This window comes from Pseudomonas putida (genome assembly GCA_041071465.1).
In the GTDB taxonomy this organism is placed as follows: domain Bacteria; phylum Pseudomonadota; class Gammaproteobacteria; order Pseudomonadales; family Pseudomonadaceae; genus Aquipseudomonas; species Aquipseudomonas putida_P.
Window position 1 is genome coordinate 221,849 of record CP163498.1, and the last position, 19,372, is coordinate 241,220.

Here is a 19,372-nt window from a genome sequence, read left to right on the forward strand (position 1 = left end):
GGCGCATTGTCCAGGGAGGATTGCCTTTGCGAAGACTGCTGGCCCTGTTACTGCTGTGGTCTACAAACAGCCTGGCTGACCAGCCGGTGCTGCGCTTTTCCGTCGCCGAGAGCTGGAGCATGCCGCTGGTACGCATCGAAGGCGATCAGCCAGTGGAGGGATTGCTTTACGACCTGATGCAAGCCGTTGCCAGGCAAGTGGGCGCTCGCCCCGAGTTCCACGTCATGGCCCGCCTGCGCCTGGAGGAGGCCATGAGCAGCGGCGACATTGATGTCCGTTGCTACGTCAGTACCCAATGGCTCAACGACCGTCCAAGGGATTTTGTGTGGAGTATCCCGCTGATTCATCAGCGCGACGTACTGGTTGGCCGCGCCGGCGACAGCAACCCGATATCCCCGGAGCAACTGCCACCCCAGGCGATCGGCACGGTGCTTGGCTACACCTATTCAACCCTGCAACCGCTGCTGGACCACGGCCAGCTGCACCGTGAGGACAGCCGCAGCCAGTTGCTGGTGCTGCAAAAGCTGCAGGCAGGCCGGTATCGCCATGCGGTGAGCAACCAGTTGTCGTTGCAGTGGTTCAACCAAGGGTTGCCAGCGGAGCAGCAATTGCAAGCGCTGGCGGTGCTGGACGAACAGGATTTGGGGTGCATAGTGCGCAACGATCCGGCGATACCGACACAAGGGCTGTTGCGGGCGTTGGTAAGGATGAAGCAGTCGGGGGAGATCGAGCGGATTTTGCAGCGGCATGGAAGGGTGAGCGACTCCGGCTCTATGTCGCTGACCCAGCCCTAGCCAGTAGCCTGATGGAAGGCAAACCCTCGCAAAGCTTGCGCGCCCCTTGTGGGAGCGGGTTCACCCGCGAACACCGGCGAAGCCGGTGCCATCCACCGCGTCGCCTGCTTCGCGGGTGAATCCGCTCCCACAGGGTTATTCGCTATCCCTGCAATCTCTACTTGCTCCAAGGCCGGAATCAATGGCTTCTCCGCTCAAACGCCAATGCCACAGCATCCGCCTGCCCCTAGGCAATCTGCATGGCCCGCAAACCATGCTCCAACAACTGCCTGGTTTCTTCGTCCTGAATACGCTCAAGCGCCCGCCGGCTATCGCTGTAGGCGAACATCAGGTAGTGGGAAACATTCATCAACGCGAACTCCATCGGGACGATGCCTTCGCTGATCGCGCGGGAAAGGGATTTGCCTTGGGGAAGATCAAAGACGTGGGGCGGATCGGGGACCATTTTTTTCATGAGTTCACCATACCGGGCTGAGAGCACCCTTTCGCTTCCACCCTTAGGGTGACAGTTGTACGCGGGGTGGAAGACCAGGGGTATGGCAAACCCGGCAGGCCCGAAGGCCTCCCACGCACAACTGTCATATCGACAGCCGCCAAACCACCCAGGCTTCCACACCCGATCGCTGAACTGACAGCGACCGCGAAAGCCTAGTGGGCGAGGTTGACCGGGACAATCAGACGGGAGTCGACGGAACACGTAGGATAATTCGCTATGCCTGCCTGACGTGTAGGGGCTTTCCTAGACTGTTATCAGACCTATCTTAAAAGCGGGCACTCTGATCATGTGCTTACTGTAATCGGGATCACTGTCTTCACACCAAAGCCCGTAAATACGCACTCAAGAACAACCCCACACCAAACACAAAATGCGTGGCCAGGCTCTTCAGACAGTTCCGCGCAGGTGTCGGCGTTCTGGACGCAAAGAACCCTGCCCCCATCGCCGGCTGCATGAGGCAAAACGGCGCCACGACTGTACCCACACCCACAACTACTGCAGGTAAAAGAGTAGGCGACCGCAACCAGCCCTCCCCTACGATCACAAGCAGCAGCATCGCGAAAAGCACGCCGGTGGCGTAGTGAATCACCCATCCCCACGCCAACTCATTTCGCACCGGTTCCGCTTTGGAAATCGCTTGGTGCGAAACACGCCCACCTAGCAAGTGCCCCGCCCAACGCCCGACCATGGCAAAGTTCAGCGTTGCCACACCCAACCGCCTCAGCAGCAGCCCCCACAGGTCCATCACTACAGTGGCAGCTATGCCAATCGGCAATGCAGCTAAAAACATCGCAGTAAACGTCATTTGAACAAGCCCTCGAAGGTTGACGGTCATTACCATGCCGCGCAGCATAGAAGTTGAAGTCAACTTCAAGTCAAGGGCCCGAAATGGACATTGCCGACGTCGCCAAACGCACAGGCGTACCCGCATCGACACTGCGTTACTACGAGAAGAAAGGCTTGCTCAAGTCGCTTGCCGGGCACGGTCAGCGTCGACAGTTTGCAGCCGACGTGGCGGACAGGCTAGCGCTGATCGCCTTGGGGCAGGCCGCGGGGTTTTCGCTGGATGAAGTGGGGGCGATGCTGGTGGACCTGCAGGTAGACCGGCAGATGCTGAATGCCAAAGCTGATGAACTGGATGCAAGAATCAAACGATTGCAAGCGATGAGCAAAGGCTTGCGGCATGCCGCGCAATGCCCTGAGAAAGATCATCTGGCATGCCCGAAATTCCAGCGGCTGATGAAGCTGTCGGCGACGGGAGCATTGGGCGAAAAGCAGAAAAGAACGAAGACGTTCGTTGCAGATTGAGGTTTCCGACCCCAGAAATGGAGGCGGCCCCACCAGCCACACCCCGGCACTCGATGTTCCCGCTATGGCTGCTCCCTTCCGGGCCATGCCTAGGTCGCATGCAAGCATGCTGGTAATCAATGCAGACCTTATGGGGCAAGGGTTTCAGGCTGATGAGGCAACCAGAGTTCTACCGGTACGCACACCCAGCATGGGTGCTCAAGACTTGGGGTGTAGCCAGCACTGTCACACTTTGCTGTAACACTTTGGTGTCACACCCATGGCCTACATCATCAAGCGCGGGGCGCTCTACTACCTGAATCTCAAGCTGCCAAAGCACCTATTCCCGAGGTGTACCACTTTGCGTTTGAGTCTGAACATACGGCATCGTCAAAGCGCCGTGTTCATTGCCACATCACTGGTGCAGCGGTTGCATCACCACCTTAGCGAGCACCCTCTTGCAGACCTCCAGACGCTTCGTACGCTTTGTTCACAGTGGCGGGACTCTACACCCACGCCCGCTATCCAAACCGCTCCACGGATCGCTAAGGCAGTCTCAGCGAAACGGAATAGCGACAGCCCTACCCTCGCCGCACTCTCCAAGCTTTATATAGAGGAAGGGAAACGGGGAGGCACATGGCGACAGGTCAGCACCGAGGAAGTTGAGCGAGCCTTATCAGACCTTCTCGAGTTGGTGGGTGACATGCCCGCCAAAGCCTTCGATGCGCACCAAGCACGCCTGCTAAAGGAACGGCTCAGCCTATGCCCGCAATATTTCGGCTTACGCCCCGAGTTCAAGGGGAAGACTCTAAGGCAGGTGGTCGACTCAGGCAGCACCTACAAGACCATTACTGCTGTCACAGTGAACAACCGGCTACGCAAACTCACCGCCTTCCTCAACTGGTGCAAGGCGAACGGGTACGTGGCAGAAAACCCGCTTGCGGGCATGAAGGTCATGACAGGATCAGCAAAGGAAGCTCGTTTGTCCTTTGAACGACACGACCTAGCTGCGCTACTGAACCATGAGGCACTGCGAAAAGAGTCCCGGAAGCATCCATGGCGCTACTGGCTGCCACTCCTTGGACGGTTCACTGGTGCACGACTTGAAGAACTGTGCCAATTGCGTGTGGATGATTTCATTGAGCAACAAGGTGTCCCGTGCTTTCGTATTGATGACAGCCATGAAGGCCAGAACCTCAAGAGTGCGAGCAGCCGCCGTGTTCTTCCCCTCCATCCGTCACTCGTTGAACAGGGTATGTTGCAGTACGCAGAATCAGTCAAAAGCACTGGGGCTGATCGACTTTTCCCCGAGCTTGAAGCAGTACGAGGCAAGCGTGGCCACGCCGCCTCAAAATGGTTTGGACGCTACAAGGCGAAGCATGGCATCACCGACCCACGCAAAACCTTCCACAGCTTCCGCCATACTTTCATTGATGATTTGCGTGATGCTGGCGTTCAAGATTCATTGATCAAGCGGATGGTGGGCCATGAAGACAGCTCCGTGACCTTTGGCATCTACGGCAGCAGGACGCCAATCAAGGCGATGGTCGAGGCCATGAAGCACGTCAAATAACCTCGGATAACCCACCAATAACCTCGGTAAACCTTCCCTTCAGCGGGATGATAGCCAGCCGCTTTTCACGCCAAACCCAATGTTTACGGGGCGAAAGGGAGGTCTGAACTAAACAAAGCCCTTCTCTATCCATGCAAAAGGTTTTTCACACTTTTCGCCATGATTGCGGCAGGCAAGAGATAGATCAACCCTAGCACGCCCTGTCAACAGCTATTGACAAGCGGTCGTCCAATATGAGACTATACAAATCTGCCAGTAAGCAGACATACAGCTTTGAAGCCTCTACGCAACTATGGTGCGATCAAATCGCTCAGAAATTGCAGGAGGCTTTTTAGTACCCGCGTTTTGGCTGACCACCATCTGACGGTCAATACAGATCATGAGAATACCCATGACCAACGCAAACGAAGTAACACCTACTTTTGAGGTCGATGACATCGCATAACTGAATTCCCACTCCATCACGAGAAGAATGAAGAGCCCGATGCCGACCAATGAGTCGGTATTTTTTTTGCCCATTTTTCAACTGAACGGAGGTAACAAAATGCATCAACACAGAATCAACGACATCACTCGGACCATCCTTGTAGCACCCTGCGTGGCCGGAATTCACCTTGACTACAGCCTCGGGGAAGAACTTCCGCTGTTCGGCCCAATGATCGGTGAGACATTGCTGTGCGGTGTCGGTTATAACTCGATTCAGAGACGGAAGGCACTGGCCTTGCCTTATCACGAAAAAACAGCACGCGCCTACTCCCACTGGAAATACATGCTGAATCGGTGCTACGGATCAGACGCCCAGCCTACGCGGGCTGTACAGTGTGTAGGAAATGGCATGACTTCCAAGAATTTGCCAACTGGTTCGTCGCTCAGCCTTATGCGAACGCTGAAGACATGGAACTCGACAAAGACATTCTTGATCCGCTGAATACTGTCTACTCACCTGAGCACTGCTCGCTCGTGCCAAGGTTGATAAATCAAATGCATCGCGACACCCGCAGCCAACGCGGTAAACTGCCCATCGGCGTGAAGGAAGGACCAAGGCAAAAAGGGTTCACAGCTCGCATTTCCAAATATGGCAAAAAAGTTCATCTTGGAACATTTGGTGACGTATTCAGTGCCTTCGCGGCCTTGAAGGCAGCATACTCGACCTACTGCTGCGAGGTTGCTGACGAGTATGAGGGTAAGATTGATCAACGTGTAATTGATAAACTTCGCACTTGCCAGCTTCACATTCACGACTGACAAACTGACTTCACACCACCGCAGGCCAACGTCCAAGCCTGCGGAGTACCAACTTAACAACAACCCGGCACAACCGAGAGGAACTGCCTATTAACTGAACTTGAAGAGGAGAACGTACAATGGCCTACGAGTGCCCAGTTTTTACCGCATCACCCTTCCTTAACATCGATGGACTGCTGATCAGCCCAACAACCGGCGAGATCTTTGGCTACGATGACAAGTCTTCTGTCTTCAGCAAACGCCCTGACTACCAGCCAGAACTGAGCAAGTGCCGCAGTGCTGACGACCTGCACACGCATCTGAAGCACGTCGACCGCCGCAAGCTGCCAACGCATACGCTGCACTCACTGACCGACGCACAGGACTACGCCCATGGCCTATGGCGCCGGACAGGCGTGGACTGCCGTATCACTGTCCCGATGATGAACACCCTGAGCAAACTGCACCGGCTGGTTCAGTACCGGAACATGATCATCATGCCTCAAGCCGAACTGGCGAAGGCATTGGGCACGACGGAGTCAAACCTGATGAAGAAGCTGGGCACGTTGATCAACAGCAATATGGTGCGCGTGAGCACATCAAGGCAGGGTGGCATTCGCACGGGTGAAATCAAGCTGACAGTAAATCCACGGCTGATCTTCCGGGGTGATGATGCCAAACGGGATGAGTACATCGGGCATTGGTATCGTGAATGGACAACTCTCCACCCTCAATCGGCATCGAGCATGAATAAAAAGGGGTGGGATGACAGTACCATTTCCGCAGCAGCACTTGCCGCTTGACCCGAAATGCTGGTTGTTGACCTTGCGTAGTTTCACATCACTTTTTTAAAAAAACTACGCAAGAATCTCGCTACAAGCCACGAAATTCAAGGGGTTGAGGAAACTCCTATTATATACAAGGATTTTCTTGCACCGATCATAAACATTCATTAGACCGTCAAGTCTAAGCTGTATGCGTTGGCTCAGGTGTAAATCCCCTTCCCCTATTGCGCAAGCAATGAGTCGTACACAGGGACAACAAACAACTAGGTTGCCTTAAATGAAAACAACTATCATTGCTAGCTGACGCTAACGGCCAAGCGTACTAGTCCAACCAATCAATAACATGGTTGGACAGCAAGAATGCGAGCAGCTACCTGAGCTACGCTCTGATCGTGCAGAACTCAATCCTGCGGATCGGATATTGTGCACGGGAACAGCGTCAGCTGTGGATAGTACGGATTAATAGGCTTGGGGGTGTTGGTTGTTTCACCCCCTCTACACCGTTAAGTGATCACCATCCTGACCTACGGTCATGCACAGTGCAATCAGCTGAAAGCTGCCGCTTTCGGTGCGGAGCATCGGCTACACCTCATTAGGTAAAAGCTACTTCATGAGCAGGAACAACCCCACAGTCACCGCAATAACTGTGAGGACGAAAATCTGGTCGTTTCTACGTTTGCTGGCTGCTTCGTCAGCCGCTACCCGGTGATAGGTTTCAACATCGCTCAGACCCTGCACCTTGTAGTCGAGCACATGGCTCATCTGCTTTTGTATGCGGGCATTGTGCTTGCCGTTACTGCTCGCCACCAACAACCAGACGATGATCCACAGCCCGAAAGTCGGTATGCAGAGCAGTAGATGCAGGATGTGGTTGGTCGTCTTCTTCTGACTAGCCAATACAAAAAGCTTCTCGTTCATAAATTCTCCATCAGCGATAGACCGCAGAGAGCGGCAATCAGCAGAATTTATCTGAAATTCAGATATCCGAAAAGCAGATATAGGTTGGGCAGCTACCCTCAAGTAGCTAGCGACTATGCCCAAGACGATCTATCGACCAGAGCACACGGCCCTTCTGCACCTTTTGAAGACCTACCGAAAAGCGGCAGGACTCACGCAAGTGGAATGCTCAAAGGCGCTGAATCGCCCTCAGTCGTTCATGAGTGACGTAGAGAACGGAACACGTAGACTGGACATTGTGCAGCTACGCGATTTATGCAAGGTGCTGGGAGTCAGCCTCCCAGAGCTGGTAGTAGAGCTTGAGAACGCGATCACGACAAGCCAGTAAGACCGGACTAACCCACACAGGATAAACCCATCATGGATGACAAAGCCCTCACCGCTGACACCCTCGAACTCCTGTTGCTCAACCAGCAAGCCCTGAGAGCTGGTCTTGAAGAGTTGTCACTGTGGATCAGTCAGCGAGGGTCAACGAACGTGCACGACAATGTATTGAGCATCATGCATACCCTCGACACCAATGCCGAAGCCATCGCCTCTGGCATCGAGTCTCTACGCTCTACCGATATGCGGCCAGAGTGATTCGCTACCTCATCCATGACCTTGCAATGTTGCGACTGGATAGAAGGCGTCAGGAGCAGATGGTGGTTTACAAGGTCGTGGCTCTAAAGCAGATAGAACAAACCAGCTAGCTCATCAAACGGACGTTATACGACACCAGCTCAGAAGGTGCGCATCTGGTATCAACAAGTGTGCTTGCGATTAAATGACACTAGCCGCATACTGACACCATACTAAATGACACCAGTTAGGATTCTGTCATGTCCCGCACCTTCGCTTACTGCCGTGTTTCCACCATTGACCAAACCACAGACAACCAGATTCTTGAAATCCGTGCTGCTGGCTTCGATGTGCAAGCCCAAAGGGTTATCGCAGAAACCGTCTCAGGCTCCACCCAAGCAAGCGAGCGTGTTGGATTCCAAAAGCTGCTCGATCGCATGGAGGCTGGTGATGTGCTGATTGTCACAAAGCTTGACCGCCTGGGCGTAACGCTATCGACGTGCGTCAAACCGTAGAGAAGCTGGATTCAACTGGCATCCGTGTTCATTGTCTCGCCTTGGGCGGTGTAGACCTCACCAGTGCAGCAGGCAAGATGACAATGCAGGTGTTGAGTGCCGTGGCTGAATTTGAACGTGACCTGTTGATCGAACGCACCCACGCTGGCATCAACCGTGCGAAGGCAGAAGGCAAGAAGCTGGGACGCCCTGAGGCGATAGACACCACCAAGGCTGTGCAGGAGTGCAAGACTAACGGTCTGAGTCAGAGCCAGACAGCTGAGAGGCTTGGTATCAGTTTGGCCACCACCAAGCGCCATTGGAACAAAGCAGCAGCGTGACCAGAGCAGGACTAGGAAGCCTCATTTAGTAACCCGTAACCACCCAATGTTAACCACTCAATCGCCTTACCATGGCTCTTTCAGGGCTGTGGCGTTTTGTTATTAACCGAGTTGCCCGAGGCACCAAAGGTTATTTTAAAAAATAAACCGTTTTAATTAACCTACGCCGCGTAATGCTAAGAGGCGCGGGCGTTTCACGACATTATCTTTAGACGGACTATCAGATTAGCTCTTATAACGCTCTAAAATATTTGGCGGTGGGTAGTAGACCTAGTATTAGCTCCTAAAAATACGGGAGCAGAATCACACATCTCAATTATAGCACTTACACCGCATCATGATAAAATACCTTCCTTAATTCGAACATAACATCTCGATCTAGATACCACCGTAGTGAGGTTTACTCAAGGTAAACCGACAGGCTTTCTCTGCGGGAACTTTAACTCACATACTAAAAATTATATTCATAAATTAAAAGCTGGGGGCCACCGCTTAATACGGCAGCACCCACTTAAACATGGGATAAAATAACCCCATCATCATCTAAATTTGTGAAACCTCACCCAAAATACTCATCGCTTCGCCAAATCGAAATTTTAGATTTATCTTCTAAGGCCGAAAAATCCAAGCCTTCAGCTTCAGATACATAAACCTCATGCAAACTCTTAAGCCTCAAGAGCGGCGTAATGTCCTTGATTTTTGTACGAGAAAAAAGCAAGGTGGTCAACTTATTTAACCCTGTTATCCAGTTAAAATCTGAGACAGGCACATCATCCAGCTTTACGGTGGTTAAGTTTTTCAACTTTGATACTGGAGTAAGATCGCTGACGTCAATACTTTGCAAAGCCATTGATCGAAGCGATGCAAAATTTTGTAGACCTTCTAGACTATTCAACGGCAAATTAGTTAAATGCAGATAATTCGCAGTCGACTTCAAACCCTCCAAAGTAGTTATAGGGCAATCCTCAATCATTCCACCACCGAAGAAACTGAGTTTACTCAGGAATGAGAAATCTTTGATCTGCAACCCCATCAACCCAATGCTTAGAGGAACTTGGCATTTCAGAATTGGGATAAACTCTACCGGACAGTTATGTATTGACAAATACTGCAAATTCTTTAAGGAGGATAGAAACTCAACGTCACTAAGCGCCGAGCATCTGTCGAGACTGAGATAAGTCAACTTCTTCGCCGACTTCAACGGGGAAAAATCAGCAAAATTCAATCTTGTCAAATCGATATTGTCTAACTTTTTCCAACCTTCAACAAATTTAATAGATGCAAGATTAACATCACAGAAAATAACATTCTGGACATTCAACGAGCCATTGCACAGCTCAAGACCTGATTGATCAACACTTACCAGATTTAGGGTCTCAAGTCGCTTAAAACCACTTATTACTTCACAGCCTCTTAAAGCTGAATCCTGAACAGAAATAACGCTTATGTACTTTGAACAGCACCCCGAAAGGTCAACGGAGTCAGTACCCTCGCAATCAATAACAAAGATCCGTTCAAATTTACTTATAAAATCAGCTGTAACCTTGGCAGTTGACCTGACAATTAGAATCCTTACATTAGACAGGTCAAAACCATCTCTCACAGAAAGATTTCTAACCTCCCCCTCAATAAACTCGCCCTCAACATCATTGACAATATAAGCAAAACCAAGAGCAGCAAAGGAATTTATGACACCATTAGTTAAGGGATCAGACGCAACACCATGAACCATCAAACAAGATATATCAGCCAAGTACTCGACCCAGCCTCGCTCTAATTTAACGTGTTTATTTGTTAATAACCGCGCAGCCAAAAAACCAATCGACCCCTGCACTGGAGAATATTTTGGATACGCAGGAAAAAGCGAGCGAACTAGGCTGTTTACCCAACAATCGTTTCGTTCGTTAGATAAGATTTCAAAAACGAAAATCAGGGTTTCTAGCCAAGAAGATTTCATGGCCCACTCAGAAACAAGTTCGGGCGTCACAGCTGAATTAGTGCGGTTATTCGAATTGAAAAAGTCTGGCGATACTACAGCCGTCTCAATATAACAGGCACAAAAATACTCTTGAAAGCTCAAATGAACGAATGCATAAAAACCTTCCCCTCGCGGCAATAACAAACCACTTCGCCGAGCTACCCACGCTAAAAACTCGACGGCCATGGCTTCTGGATTGGACACCTTGCTTTTTCGCATAGCTTTAACCAACCAAGATATTACCTTCTTTTCTGATACCAAAATTCCTTCTTGCGAATAGCTAAGCCTAGTAGATTGCATCATGAAGCCAACATATGACAACCAGCTTTTCTTATCCCGCCATGTATGATTACCAAGTGCGTCATATTGAAGAATTTTTCGCTGACTATCGATGGTATTCAAATAGGCATTGACTATCTCTTCATAAAGTAGCGCCTTTCCATCTGGCAAATGCGCTCTTTCCCGATGCACCACAGCCATTAAGCTCAGAAGATTGGGTGTGCGAGCTAGCTTGGATGTTACAGACGAATCATTAAGAGCTCCCAGCAAATCTAAGGTTCTTGACTTAGCCTCGCCATCACTAGTGCAACGCTGGCGATACCAGTTTCGGACAAAGTCCGAAATCTGACCTTTATCAAAGGGCATGAGATAGCGAATTTCCGCCCAAGCTCCGCTGACCTTTTCTACCTCAGAAGCCGGTTCAGCCAATGGTTTAAGAAGTCGCTTTATAAAGAGGTCTTTTTTTTCTTTCCTAGAGGCACCATCCACAACAGGAGAGTCAACGGGAAAGTCTTGATACCCAATAATTCTTGACGTTGCGAGCACACAAGCATCTTTCTCTCTCGCTTCTCTGATCCACTTAGCAACCGCCGCTCGGCTTTGCACAGGTATTTCATCAATACCATCAAGAATCAAAATAAACTTACCGCAAGCGATCCACTCGTGCAAAACTGGTTCAACACTCTCGGACTTTGCCTCGCCTAGAAGCTTTCTTGCCAGATACGTCGCGAGACCATTGATGTTACATTCTTCTTTTAGAAAGTCCGCAGGCATTTCCCGAAGCACGCAAGTCAGCGGAATCACATTTGCCAGCCGTGCCGGTAGCGGGGAAGCCAATCCTGATGTTAAACGCCAAGCGACCCAATTACTCAGCGTAGTTTTACCACCTCCCGGATCGCCAAGAACAACAAGCCGAGGGCTCGTTTCAATTTCCTCAAATAAGCTTTTCCCTTGCGGCCAGTCTTCAGGTTGTATATCCGCATCAACCGCCTCTGTGGACAGCAAAGGAGGCACGAAGAGGGTTTCGATTTTAACAGGAGGCAGATCTCGCATGGTTGGTAATGCCAGAGTCTCAACCACGCCACAACGACGATTTATCGCCCCTAGATACCCCCTAAGACGAGAATCATCCCAAACGTTTAGTTTAGAAATGTCGCTCATATTCACTCTCCACTCCTATATTGACGACCTTCCAACAGAGGGATAAAGTCTCGGGGCAATAGATGGTCGCGATATTGCCTGATCAATCCATCTATCCAAAAAATATTAATACTTCCCGGGTTCGGGTACTCTAATGACCAAGCTGGTTTTGACTCAACATCTCCAGCATACTCTCTCGCAGTCAACTTAAGATGACTAGCCCAAGCAGGGGAGATATCTAACCCTTCAGCATTAAAACTACGCTCACCATTACACCAAGCTGAGCATTCGACCCAGAAATTTGGATCAAAATGCCACCTCTCCCACATATCTCTGTGGAATTGATGTATATATGCAGCTATTAACACTCTAACGCACCAAACTTTTCTTTCTTCCTCAGATTCAGGAAACGGTACACACCCAGCAAATCGCACCCATTGGTTAGCCAGAGCCTTTAGCCTCCTAGGATTAGGCGGCAAGAAAAAACCATCTCCCACTGCGAGGTTAAAACTATCAACCTGATCTTTGTCCCCTGCCGTATAGAGCAGATTTGAAAACATCGAGACCGCGTTGCTCGGCAGAGGCAATCTGTAAACATCAGTGCAGATTTTCTCTAGATAGTGACTTGCGAGTAAGTGTTTTTCACCCGACTCTGTCTTCAACCCCGAGAAAACCTCCGAACTAATAGCTTCGGTCAGAATATCCTCATTCATACCCAAGACAAAAACACAGCTTGGTATATTGAAGTATATTTTCAAACCTTCTAGGAGCTTAAACGCTGATTTAGGGCTACAACGATCAAGATCATCTACGAAGACAACGACTCTACTTCCCGTCTCATCAGGGAGCAAAGAATCGATAGTCCCGTGCAAACAATCCCGGATAGAATCCGAAGATAAGCTTTGAGCGAAGTGCGATTTCTCCCACTCCTCACCAAGCTTTTGAATTTTACTAACATCAGGCAATGTCTCATAACCGATGGCCTTTCCGATATTACTCAAACCATCTAATGTATACCTTAAAGATATCTCACCAATTTTCTTAAACTTCTGGATTACAGATGGAATTACTGAAAACTGCCGCCTCATTTCCTGAATCAACGCAACAACAGGATTAGGTTCATTCTGGTATCGCCAAGCATCAAACCAGATTGTCACTACTTTGCTATTCCCTATAACTCTGTCGTCTCCACCTTGCACACCGCAGATATCCGTGCAAATCCCACCCAACTCGCGCTGTAGCTGCCGCATAAAACTTGTCTTGCCGCTCCCCCAATTCCCATGCACTCCCATAACATGAGGTGTAGGGCAATTCTCGACTCTCTCCCTCATCCTGGCGACCTCGGACACCCAATGTAGGCCATCAGTGAGAGTAGGAAGATCGCTTAACACTTTATGCTGTTCCGACACTTTTGGATCCTTGCAAATAATCGGACTTGGTATACACACATTCTATCCAGATGCGGTTTCCATATGCCATCGCTGAAAGGGCCATTTTTCTCTATGCGCGTCAAATTCCCAGCATCGGCCTGACGTCTAGGGCTAAGGCTAGGGATGGCTTCGTATCGTAAGCGGATGCTAGTCGATTTGGTAACGTTTGAGCAGATAACCCCTAAGCACTTAGAGGTAAACGGGTTTGCCAGATCTAAGATGTACCTCCCGCCAGCCTTGGGCCATGCTCATTAATAACCCTGTAATCGCCGATGACATTATCGAGGGGCGCAATCCTGACCTTGCGGCTCATCGAGCTGCCATAGGGGCAGCCAATACACGGATTGAAGACCAAGGCTCAGCCATCATTCCTCACGTTTTGATGGCCCCACAGCAGTCTCAAGCTCTCAATCTGCGACCCCATACGTCAGCGCTCATGCACCATTGGGTATGGACATCAGCAAAAACATTTCAAGAAAACAGACTGCTGGTCGGATTGAGAAATCCGGAGGATGAACGATAGAATGACTTTGTGGAACACCACTCAGGTGTACCTAAATGCTGTCACACTTCGAGATTTTTGAGAGAGAAATCCTTGAGAATTCAAGGACCTTCGTAATGGAGGCGGCCCCACCAGCCACACCCCGGCACTCGATGTTCCCGCTATGGCTGCTCCCTTCCGGGCCTGACCAGGTTAACGGGTAATCAATGCGGGGGGACCGATGGGGCCACCACTACATGCCTCGCTGAGCAGCGAGTGGCGCCATTGTACCGGTCTTTGGGGCAGATACAACCACTGCGGCAGAAAAAGTCATCATTTCTCAATGACTTGTCAGGGTTGTGCTGGTCTGTTTCCTGGTGAGGGCACTTATAGGGGCGACATCCCAGGCCAAACCTGCATATGATCTGTGGTGCCGCGGCTTGCCCACGAAGGAGGCACTGCGTTGGATGTTGCCCAGTATAATAGGAGCACGCCACAGCCCAGCGGTGACATCAGGAAGGTGTCTTGGCGGCACGTATCCTCAGCAGTATCCTACTCGTTGGCAAGCAGCACGACTAAAGGACCATGCATGACTACGAAAGTCCAGCGCTCCATCGATGCACCGCTCAGAACCCACCTAACCCACGACCAAACCTGGAGAGCTGCGGACAAGGGGCTAATAAAATGCTGGGAGATCGGCCGCGCTATGGCCGAAACAAACCCAGATGTCGTTGAAAAATGCCTGCAAGGCGAACTCCCCCCCCTAGGATGGAAAGGCGGTGTGAGCCGTACCCTCGTCAAGCTGGAGAAATTTGGCACACTAAACTATCTGGCTCAATGGCAGGGCCTACGTGGTGAGGACCTCAACCTCGATCTAGAAGAGGAACGAACCCTAACCTGCACTAAGACGGGAATGATCGTGACCTTCACCCCGATTCAAAGTAAATACAGCAATCAAATTTAAAGCGGTTGCAGAAGGGCAAGAAAATCACTCTCCCCTAGAATTCGAATATTTTGCCCTTTGGCTAAGAGTTCCTCAGCTTTGCGATGCTTCGAGCTCTTATCCTGGCCTGCCAGCCTGCTGATGTCCTGATCGCCAACTACCAACAAAGTGGTGACCTTGGTCACGCTCGATCCGACTTCACATCCGTTTTGAGACGCCAACTCTGAAGCCTGCTGGCGCGACATGGAAAGAGCCCCCGTGAATACGACAATGTCGCCTCCAAGGGGCCCTTCTGAAACATCGGCGACTACGGAAAGCGGCTTCTTCTGCGCCTGCAGAGGTATGTTGACCAATGTGCACCACTCATCAACGGTCGAGCCCGTATGCCTGATGGCGTGAACCAGTATCTCGCCAGCCGCGCGCGCATCCTCTACAGCATCATGGTGCGCGAAGGATACTCCGAAATTTGAGGCTAGATTCTTTAGTCCATAGCCAGACCGAGAAAACTCACTCCACGCTCGGCGAGCAACCTTGGCAGTATCGAGCCAAGAACAGTCAAAATGGTCGAGCCCGGCTTTAAGACAAGCACGCTGCGTTGCTATTCGGTCGAAAGGCATGTGACTCGCTACAATCCGCCCTGTCACAAATGGCAAAATATGGGCGTACACCTCCGACCACGAGGGCGCTGACGTAACCATACTTTCATTTATCCCATGAACCGAAGAATTCATAGGATGGAAATAGTCCTGTGGATTGACTAACGACCCCCATGTTTCACTGAGCTTTCCATCCCGAAAAACAGCCACTCCGACCTGGCAGATGCTGGCAAGATTCGGGTTTGCCGTCTCAACATCGATGACTGTGAAATCCATTTCTCTAGCTCCGAGTAGTCAAGTTAAGGCCTGCCCGCGTAGAAGCTGACGACGCTGGTCACAAAAGCCGAAAGGTAGGCTTGACGTAGTGGAGGGCCATCAGCAGTTTTGCGAGTAAAGCCCTCAGATGGGCGACAGGCTCAAAAATTGCGTTGTGCGAACACCAGTAGATAATGGCACATTGCGATCTCTGCCGAAAGCTTGTGCGCCCGACCTAAGGCGACGTACTTAAAATGCGACGGAGCCCTCATTCGAGTTGTTAGCCCTCGCAAGCATGGTTCCTTCATCAAAATCCCAAGACTCACAGGGCTGCTACGCAACGCTATCGCGGTGCCAGGCTGCACGCCCTCTCGGTCAAGCCTGTTTAAATAACGATGCCCCGATCCTCCAGAAACGCGATGAAGGCTTCTTCATCCAGTACCTTCACCCCCAAATCACTGGCCTTGGTCAATTTCGAACCGGCGCCGGGACCGGCAACAACACAGTAGGTCTTACCGGAGACCGAACCGGATACTTTCGCACCCAGGCTTTCCAGCTTCTCCTTGGCGATATCGCGATTCATACGCTCCAAGCTGCCAGTCAACACCCAGGTCTGCCCTGCAAGCGGGGCTTCATCTACACCTAGAGGCTCGTCAGCCCCATACATGCCAAATTCAATCAGCTGGCTCTCTATCGCTTTTGCCTTAGCCACGTTTTCGTTTTGTCCATCGGCGAAAAACGCCCTTAACGCATCCTTCGCACCTCTATTGATACCTTTCAGCGAACTCAGCTCAAGCCAGTCTCTACTCAGCCTTATCAACCCTGCCACATCAACTGCATACTCAGCTAGCTTTGCTGCCCCGGTTGCGGCAATGCCAGCAATATCAAGCTTCACAATCAAATCTTTAAGCGTTGCCGAAATACGCAAGCTCACACTCTCTGTTGCGTAAACACCTTGAGTCGCCAGATCTTGAATCACCTGAGCGTTGTGCTCCTCAGAAAAAAATGCATGGATTTCATGTGCAGCCTCAAGACCCACATCGGGAAGGAAGGTCAGTACTTCAGGCCTTGCGTTACCAATTCGATCTAAGGAGCCAAGCGATTTCGCGAGAACCTTGGCGGTCTCCTCCCCAATACCGGGCACCCCCAAAGCAAAAATCAGTCGCGCCAAAGCCGGACTCTTGCTTTCCTGAATCGCTACCACTAGCTTTTCAGTAGAAATCTCGGCGAAACCTTCAAGCCCGATAATCAGATCCCGATCAAGCTTGTAGAGATCGGCAGGAGAACCAACCAAGCCCTCGTCAACCAACTGCTCTACGGTTTTGTCACCCAAACCATCAATATCCATGGCCCGGCGGGACACAAAATGGGCTATCGCCTGTTTCAGCTGCGCTGAGCATGCCAAACGACCAGTGCAGCGATAAACCGCGCCTTCTGTAACACTTACGCGACCTTTTCCTCGTTTTCTGAGCTGGGTCGGCTCCACTGGAGAGCCACAAACCGGGCACTTTGAGGGTATTTGAATTTCGGTCGTTATCACCGGTCTTTTCTCGGTCTGCACCCTCACAACCTGCGGAATCACATCCCCTGCACGCCTAACGAGAATCGTATCTCCAATGCGCACTCCCAGGCGACGAATTTCGCCCATGTTGTGGAGCGTCGCATTTGAAACCATTACTCCTGCGACTTGTACCGGCTCCAGCCGAGCAACGGGGGTAACGGCTCCAGTTCTTCCGACTTGGAAATCCACACCCAAAACCTGTGTTTCTCGTTCAACAGGTGGATACTTGTGAGCCAGTGCCCATCTGGGCTCCCGAGAACGGAAGCCAAGCAGCTCTTGGGCTTGAACATCATTGACTTTATAAACGACTCCATCAATGTCATAAGGCAACTCGTCGCGGAGCTCCCCAATTTCTCGATGAAAACTCAAGCAGCCCTCGACCCCCTCCACTACTCTAAGCTTATCGCTCACGGGAACCCCCATGAGGACAGAGCGTTCAAAACTTCTTCATGCGTACGCGGCATACCTGGCTGCTTCTCAGGCACACCGTAAGCACAGAACTCCAATGGGCGTGTCCTGGTTATCTTTGAGTCAAGCTGGCGTAAGCTCCCAGCTGCTGCATTCCTAGGGTTGGCAAAGGTTTTTTTTCCTGCCTCTTCCTGAGACACATTCAACTGCTCCAAGCCAGCCTTGGTCATGTAGACCTCGCCCCTTACCTCAAGAGAATCCGGCCAGCCCTCCCCTTTCAATTTTTTTGGTATGGACGCGATCGTTTTCACGTTGTCGAGCACGTCCTCTCCCGTCGTTCCATCACCGCGCGTACCAGCTTTCACCAACAGCCCGTTTCGATAAGTGATGCTGACAGCCAAACCATCAAGCTTCGGCTCACACGCATAGCGAATTGGTAATGTCGGCGAGAAAAGGTCTCCCCCACCTACCTTTAGACCTTCTGCAACACGCCGATCAAAGTCCTCTACCGCGACCACGTCAAAAACGCTCTGGATACTGAGCATCGGGACATCATGAGTAACCTGCTTGAAACCCGGCAAGACATCGGAGCCGACCATCTGTGTAGGAGAGTCGTCGCTCCGAAACTCTGGATGCTCGGCTTCGAGTTTTTGCAGCTCACTGAATAAAAGGTCGTACTCAGCATCCGAGATAATGGGCTCATCAAGCTGGTAATAGAGGCGATTATGCTCGCGAAGCTGAGCACGCAGTTCGAGGATACGGGTTTCGGCGGTCATCTTTCAGGATCTCTTGCAAAGCAAAAGAGCAGCACTGGGCTGCTCTTGCACTTGAAACAGGGTGGGCAGAACCAGGCTAGGCCTGCCCACTTGGGCACATCAGCGTTTCTGGGTCAGCGCACGGCGCTCGAACTCGACGATACGCTGGCGGTAGTGCTCGATGGTCTGGGCAGTCAGCACGCTGCGCTGGTCATCCTTGAGCTCACCGTTCAGTTCATGGGCCAGCTTGCGTGCCGCGGCAACCATCACGTCGAAAGCCTGCTTCGGATGACGCGGGCCCGGCAAGCCGAGGAAGAAGCTCACAGCGCGAGTGCTGAAGTGATCGATGTCGTCCAGGTCGAACACGCCAGGCTTGACTGCGTTGGCCATCGAGAACAGCACCTCGCCGTGACCGGCCATGCTCTCGTGGCGGTGGAAGATGTCCATTTCGCCGAAGCGCAAGCCGCTTTCCAGGATGTTCTGCAGCAGCGCCGGGCCCTTGAAGCCACCCTCGTCGCGGGAGATCACGCTGATGACCAGCACCTCTTCGGCGGGTGGCAACTCCTTGACGCTGCTGCTGGCAGGCGCTGCGCCGCTGCTACGGTTGTTGTCGGCGGCAAAGTCGTCATCGCTGTCGGCAAACAGGTCGGGCTCGCGCTGCTCGGCGCTCAGGTTCAGGTCACCCTGCTGCACATCGGCAGCCGCACTGGCACGCTTGCCGCGCTTGCTGGCCTTGACCGGCTTGGGCTCACGCTCGCGATCACGCGCAGATGCGCTGAGCGACGGCAGGTCGCTTTCGTCCAGCTCAGGCTCCTTGTGGGTATCGAGCACGCGCGACGGGCCGAGCACCTCGGCACTGCCACCCTCTTCGTCCGGCAGGTTGGAATAACTGCGATCCAGACGGAATTTCAATTTGCCTTTCCCGCCGCGCATGCGGCGCCAGCCGTCGAAAAGAATCCCGGCGATAACAATGATGCCGATGAGGATCAGCCACTCGCGCAGACCGATTTCCATGTAATCCCGTGCCTCTATAA

Annotated in this window: 15 protein-coding genes, 1 other RNA gene and 2 pseudogenes; 9 read left to right on the top strand and 9 right to left on the bottom strand. The window is 51.6% G+C overall.

Annotated elements, in window-relative coordinates; translation table 11 throughout:
- Positions 1 to 26: 26 nt before the first annotated feature.
- Positions 27 to 794, top strand: a complete 768-nt coding sequence (locus AB5975_00975) for a substrate-binding periplasmic protein (GenBank protein XDR20579.1) — start codon at positions 27 to 29, stop codon at positions 792 to 794.
- Positions 795 to 1,020: 226 nt separating this feature from the next.
- Here the strand turns inward: AB5975_00975 and AB5975_00980 are convergent, their stop codons facing one another.
- Together AB5975_00980 and AB5975_00985 are read right to left on the bottom strand one after the other, a co-directional pair.
- The gene (locus AB5975_00980; GenBank protein ID XDR20580.1) at positions 1,021 to 1,248 is read right to left on the bottom strand and encodes a hypothetical protein; all 228 of its coding nucleotides are present in this window, start codon (positions 1,246 to 1,248) and stop codon (positions 1,021 to 1,023) included.
- Positions 1,249 to 1,606: 358 nt separating this feature from the next.
- Positions 1,607 to 2,095 carry a DUF2938 domain-containing protein gene (locus tag AB5975_00985; protein XDR23059.1) on the bottom strand — a complete coding sequence of 163 codons (489 nt, stop codon included), beginning with the start codon at positions 2,093 to 2,095 and terminating at the stop codon, positions 1,607 to 1,609.
- A gap of 83 nt (positions 2,096 to 2,178) precedes the next feature.
- On the opposite strand from AB5975_00985, the gene AB5975_00990 reads away from it, so the two are divergent.
- The 4 genes from AB5975_00990 to AB5975_01005 all read left to right on the top strand — a co-directional run bounded on the left by AB5975_00990 (position 2,179) and on the right by AB5975_01005 (position 6,177).
- The gene (locus tag AB5975_00990) at positions 2,179 to 2,598 is read left to right on the top strand and encodes a helix-turn-helix domain-containing protein (protein ID XDR20581.1); all 420 of its coding nucleotides are present in this window, start codon (positions 2,179 to 2,181) and stop codon (positions 2,596 to 2,598) included.
- Positions 2,599 to 2,857: 259 nt separating this feature from the next.
- On the top strand, positions 2,858 to 4,150 hold the full coding sequence (locus AB5975_00995; protein ID XDR20582.1) for a site-specific integrase: 1,293 nt from the start codon (positions 2,858 to 2,860) through the stop codon (positions 4,148 to 4,150).
- An 894-nt stretch (positions 4,151 to 5,044) separates the two neighbouring features.
- On the top strand, positions 5,045 to 5,395 hold the full coding sequence (locus tag AB5975_01000) for a hypothetical protein (GenBank protein ID XDR20583.1): 351 nt from the start codon (positions 5,045 to 5,047) through the stop codon (positions 5,393 to 5,395).
- 119 nt (positions 5,396 to 5,514) lie between these two features.
- Positions 5,515 to 6,177, top strand: a complete 663-nt coding sequence (locus tag AB5975_01005) for a replication/maintenance protein RepL (GenBank protein XDR20584.1) — start codon at positions 5,515 to 5,517, stop codon at positions 6,175 to 6,177.
- A gap of 585 nt (positions 6,178 to 6,762) precedes the next feature.
- Here AB5975_01005 and AB5975_01010 read toward each other — a convergent pair.
- Positions 6,763 to 7,077: a hypothetical protein gene (locus tag AB5975_01010; protein XDR20585.1), complete on the bottom strand. Its 315-nt coding sequence runs from the start codon at positions 7,075 to 7,077 to the stop codon at positions 6,763 to 6,765.
- 115 nt (positions 7,078 to 7,192) lie between these two features.
- Here AB5975_01010 and AB5975_01015 point away from each other — a divergent pair, with 115 nt between their 5' ends.
- The 3 genes and pseudogenes from AB5975_01015 (at position 7,193) to AB5975_01025 (ending at position 8,512) form a co-directional block, all read left to right on the top strand.
- Complete coding sequence (locus tag AB5975_01015; GenBank protein XDR20586.1) at positions 7,193 to 7,444, top strand: helix-turn-helix domain-containing protein; 252 nt, start codon at positions 7,193 to 7,195, stop codon at positions 7,442 to 7,444.
- A gap of 32 nt (positions 7,445 to 7,476) precedes the next feature.
- Positions 7,477 to 7,698 carry a hypothetical protein gene (locus AB5975_01020; GenBank protein XDR20587.1) on the top strand — a complete coding sequence of 74 codons (222 nt, stop codon included), beginning with the start codon at positions 7,477 to 7,479 and terminating at the stop codon, positions 7,696 to 7,698.
- A gap of 239 nt (positions 7,699 to 7,937) precedes the next feature.
- Positions 7,938 to 8,512 (top strand): annotated as a pseudogene (locus AB5975_01025) (recombinase family protein).
- A 559-nt stretch (positions 8,513 to 9,071) separates the two neighbouring features.
- Here AB5975_01025 and AB5975_01030 read toward each other — a convergent pair.
- From AB5975_01030 to ffs, 3 genes are all read right to left on the bottom strand, one after another.
- On the bottom strand, positions 9,072 to 11,930 hold the full coding sequence (locus tag AB5975_01030; GenBank protein ID XDR20588.1) for an NACHT domain-containing protein: 2,859 nt from the start codon (positions 11,928 to 11,930) through the stop codon (positions 9,072 to 9,074).
- A 2-nt stretch (positions 11,931 to 11,932) separates the two neighbouring features.
- Positions 11,933 to 13,240, bottom strand: a complete 1,308-nt coding sequence (locus tag AB5975_01035; protein ID XDR23060.1) for a KAP family NTPase — start codon at positions 13,238 to 13,240, stop codon at positions 11,933 to 11,935.
- 727 nt (positions 13,241 to 13,967) lie between these two features.
- An RNA gene (gene ffs / locus AB5975_01040) (signal recognition particle sRNA small type) lies at positions 13,968 to 14,064 on the bottom strand.
- 345 nt (positions 14,065 to 14,409) lie between these two features.
- On the opposite strand from ffs, the gene AB5975_01045 reads away from it, so the two are divergent.
- Positions 14,410 to 14,784: a hypothetical protein gene (locus AB5975_01045; protein XDR20589.1), complete on the top strand. Its 375-nt coding sequence runs from the start codon at positions 14,410 to 14,412 to the stop codon at positions 14,782 to 14,784.
- Here AB5975_01045 and AB5975_01050 read toward each other — a convergent pair.
- The 3 genes and pseudogenes from AB5975_01050 to zipA form a co-directional block, all read right to left on the bottom strand.
- Positions 14,781 to 15,635 carry an exonuclease domain-containing protein gene (locus AB5975_01050; protein XDR20590.1) on the bottom strand — a complete coding sequence of 285 codons (855 nt, stop codon included), beginning with the start codon at positions 15,633 to 15,635 and terminating at the stop codon, positions 14,781 to 14,783. The two genes, AB5975_01045 and AB5975_01050, sit on opposite strands and share 4 nt — an antisense overlap.
- A gap of 364 nt (positions 15,636 to 15,999) precedes the next feature.
- Positions 16,000 to 18,359: pseudogene (gene ligA / locus AB5975_01055) on the bottom strand (NAD-dependent DNA ligase LigA).
- A 99-nt stretch (positions 18,360 to 18,458) separates the two neighbouring features.
- Positions 18,459 to 19,352, bottom strand: coding sequence for a cell division protein ZipA (gene zipA / locus AB5975_01060; GenBank protein ID XDR20591.1), 894 nt, complete (start codon positions 19,350 to 19,352; stop codon positions 18,459 to 18,461).
- Positions 19,353 to 19,372 lie beyond the last annotated feature (20 nt).